The organism is Bradyrhizobium uaiense (assembly GCF_010811875.1).
In the GTDB taxonomy this organism is placed as follows: Bacteria; Pseudomonadota; Alphaproteobacteria; order Rhizobiales; family Xanthobacteraceae; genus Bradyrhizobium; species Bradyrhizobium uaiense.
The window spans coordinates 1-3,389 of the sequence record NZ_VKHP01000425.1; the positions used below are offsets into that span (position 1 = coordinate 1).

Below are 3,389 nucleotides of genomic sequence, written 5' to 3' on the forward strand. Positions count from 1 at the left end.
TCTATGCGATCGTGATCGACCGGTTCGGCAACACCAGCGCGCTTTATCTTTCCACCGGCCTCGCCATGATGACGCTCGTCGCGGCTGCCATACTGAAACTGCTGTTTCCGAGGGCTCCCTGAGGCCGACGCCGCGGGATATGGTTGCGTTGCTCAAGAAGCTGATCGCCTTCGACACCTCGAATGGCCCCGGCGATACGCGGGCGCTCGCCGAATATCTGAAGTCGCAATTCGCGCCGCTGGGCGCCGAGGTCGACATCTTCGTCGCCCCGAACGGCAAGGCCGCACATTTCATTGCCCGGCTGCGCGGCGACGGCTCGAAGAAGCCGGTGCTGCTGGCTGCCCACGCCGACGTCGTGCCGGTCGAGCGCGAGAAATGGACCGTTGAGCCGTTCGCTGGCGTCGAGAAGGACGGTTTCGTCTACGGCCGCGGCGCGATGGACTTCAAGGGCGGGCTCGCCGTCTTTGCCAGCGCGGTGATGCGGCTTGCGGAAGAGAAGACGCCGCTGTCACGCGACGTGATCTTCCTGGCCGAGGCCGACGAGGAGCAGGGGCAGTACAGCACGGTGTGGCTGGCGAAGAACCATTGGGACAAGATCGACGCGGAATTCGCGCTCAACGAAGGCGGCTATGTGCTGCAGGAGCGCGACGGCACGGTCCGCCAGATCAACGTCACCACGGCGGAAAAGCTCTCGGCGACGTTTGCGTTGAAGGCGACCGGGCCCTCGGGCCATTCCTCGCGGCCGTTCCCGGCGGGCGCGATGGCCAATGACCGCCTGATCGCGGCGCTCGCCAAGCTCGCGGTGCACGATCCGGCCGTCAAGCTGGTGCCGGCGACCGAAGCCTATTTCAAGGCGCTGCTTCCGATCAGTTCGGAACAGACGGCGGCCGATATCAAGCAGCTGTTGGCGGCTAAGGACCAGGCCGATCTCGACGCGGCCGGAAAGAAACTGGTTGCCGACAGTCCCAAGGACAGCCTGTTGCTGCACGCCCTGTTGCGCGACACCATGGTGATCACGATGATCGATGCCGGAATCAAGCCCAACGTCATCCCCGGCGACGCCAAGGCGGTCGTGAACACGCGACTGCTTCCGGGAACGACGACCGACCAGATGATTGCCGAGATCAAGCGCGCGGTCGGCGATCCCGGTATCGAGGTCAGCATCGTCACCGCGCTGCCGCAGCAGGAGGCGCGGGAGGCCTATCTGATCCGGAGCAAGATGCCCGGGTCGCCGGTCGATACCGAACTCTATGCCGCGCTGGAGCGCAACGCGAAGCGGGTCTGGAAGGACGCCGTGCTGGTGCCGACAATGTTCGAGGCGGGGACCGACGCCACCGCCTGGCGCGAGCGCAACGTGCCGGTTTACGGCATCTATCCCTATCCGCTCGACGACGACATCCTGAGCCGGATGCATGGCAACGACGAAAGGATCGGCGTCGAGGCGATCAAGCAGGGGGCGGACTGGGTCTACAACACGCTTCGCGAGGTTGCGAAGAAATAGAGAGTCACTGCGAGACGTAGTTGCCGAGGAAGTCACGCTTGCCGAGCGCCACGCCGTGATGGCGCAGGATGGCGTAGGCGGTGGCGACGTGGAAGAACAGGCTCGGCAGCGCGAAGCCGTACAGATAGCGCGCTGCCGGCATTGGCGGGACGCCGAAGGGCAGGCTGATGATGCGCTCCGCGGCCTTGTCGAATGCTCCAACCGGGAGCGTGTCGATGTAGTCGAGCGTTCGCGATATCCGGGCATGCGCCGCGGCGAGGTTCCCCTCGTCGTCGGCAAAGGGTGGTGGCTCGAGACCGGCGAGCCGCCCGGCAGCGCCCTTGGCGTGATCGCTCGCCCGTTGCACCTGGCCGACCAGCGTCAGCATGTCGGGCGCCAGCCGCGCCGCGAGCATGGCATCGGGATCGAGACCGCGTTCGCGGGCGTGGGCCTCGCCCTTGCGCAGGAGATCGGAAAGCGCGTCGAGCATCTGACGAAACACCGGGACGGATGCATCGTAGAGCGGCGTGGTCATGGAGTTCTCCCTTTTCAAGCGGCAGGCTCGCGCGGCAGCCACAGCGACAGCCAGCCGCCGAGCGCCAGCAGCGCGACATTGCAGCCGATTGCGATCGTGAATGCGTGCGCATAATCGTCGGCCTGCGGATGCGGGCCGAGCAGGCTGTAGAACACGCCGCCGATAACGGCGACGCCGAGCGCGGCGCCGATCTGGAAGGTCGAGATCATCATGCCCGATGCCAGCCCTGCATGGCGCGGATCGATGCTGCCGATCACGGCCTTGATCACCGACGGCATCACGGTGCCGAAGCCGAGCCCCCCGCAGATCAGGCCGAATTCAAGGCTCTGGGGCAGCGTGCCGCTGACCGACAGCATCACGACGCCGAAGCCGATCACCTGCAGCGCAAAACCCAGCGTCAGGGTGCGCGCCCCGAGCCATTGCATCACCAGCGACGACACCAGCGAACTGACGAAGAAGCCGGTGGCAAAGGGTAGGGTGGCAAGGCCGGCCGCCAGCGGAGACTGATGCAATCCGCTTTGCAGGTAGACCGCGAAAGTCAGATAGAACGACGACAGCATGTAGAAGGCGAGCGCCATCACCAGCCCGATCACGAAGTCGCTGTTGCGCAACAGATGCAGCGCGACCAGCGGATCGCCGCCGCGTGCGGACAGCCGTACCTCGAAGCGGACGAAGGCGGCGAGCATCAGCGGAGACGCCAGCAGCATCGTGATGATCCAGATCGGCCAGCCGGATTCGCGGCCCTCGATCAGCGGATAGACCAAAAGGCCGAGTGTGAGCGACAGCAGGATGACGCCGCCGATGTCGAGCCGCTGGGCATGCTCGGCGCGCGAGTCAGTGAGGAACAGCAGTCCGCCGAGGAAGGCGGCGAGGCCGATCGGTGCGTTGATCAGGAAGATCGCCTGCCAGGCCAGTCCGAATGGATGCGCCGACACCAACGACGCGCCGCCGGCAACGGTCGACCCGCGGCGATGGCTGGCGCTGCCCGTGCTGCTCACCGGTGCCTTCCTGCCGATCCTCGATTTCAACGTGGTCAATCTCGCACTCCCCGCCATTCGCGACAATCTCGGCGCGACGGCGAGCGAGGTACAGTTCGTGATCTCGGCCTATGCCGCGACTTACGCGGTGTTCCTGATCACGGGCGGCCGGCTCGGCGACCTCTTGGGCCGCCGACGGATGTTCCTGACCGGCGTTGCAGGCTTCACGATCGCGTCGGTGCTGTGCGGCATCGCATGGTCGCCGGCCATGCTGGTCGCCGGACGGATCCTGCAGGGCCTCACCGCCACCGCGATGGCACCGCAGGTGCTCGCCTCGATCCGCGTGCTGTTTCCGGCGACCGAACAAGGCCGCGCGCTCGGCTTCTACGGCGCCAAC

General features: G+C 65.9%; 4 protein-coding genes. 2 read left to right on the forward strand and 2 right to left on the reverse strand.

The genetic code is table 11. The features are described 5' to 3' along the window. Nucleotides 1-148: 148 nt before the first annotated feature. Entirely contained in the window at nucleotides 149-1,501 is a 1,353-nt protein-coding gene (locus FNJ47_RS45175; RefSeq protein WP_163163139.1) for a M20/M25/M40 family metallo-hydrolase, read from the forward strand. A 4-nt stretch (nucleotides 1,502-1,505) separates the two neighbouring features. On the opposite strand, the gene FNJ47_RS45180 is transcribed toward FNJ47_RS45175, so the two are convergent. Next, nucleotides 1,506-2,015 (reverse strand): DUF1993 domain-containing protein, encoded by a 510-nt coding sequence (locus FNJ47_RS45180; RefSeq protein WP_163163141.1) that lies wholly within the window; start codon nucleotides 2,013-2,015, stop codon nucleotides 1,506-1,508. A 14-nt stretch (nucleotides 2,016-2,029) separates the two neighbouring features. Then, nucleotides 2,030-3,013 (reverse strand): MFS transporter, encoded by a 984-nt coding sequence (locus FNJ47_RS54100; RefSeq protein WP_347341819.1) that lies wholly within the window; start codon nucleotides 3,011-3,013, stop codon nucleotides 2,030-2,032. On the opposite strand from FNJ47_RS54100, the gene FNJ47_RS45190 reads away from it, so the two are divergent. Then, a partial coding sequence (locus FNJ47_RS45190) for an MFS transporter (protein WP_430649483.1) occupies nucleotides 2,991-3,389 on the forward strand: 399 nt, incomplete at its 3' end. The genes FNJ47_RS54100 and FNJ47_RS45190 overlap by 23 nt on opposite strands.

Coding starts and splice junctions, on each gene's coding strand:
- FNJ47_RS45180 (WP_163163141.1), bottom strand. CDS start 2,015: ATGACCACGCCGCTCTACGATGCATCCGTCCCGGTGTTTCGTCAGATG.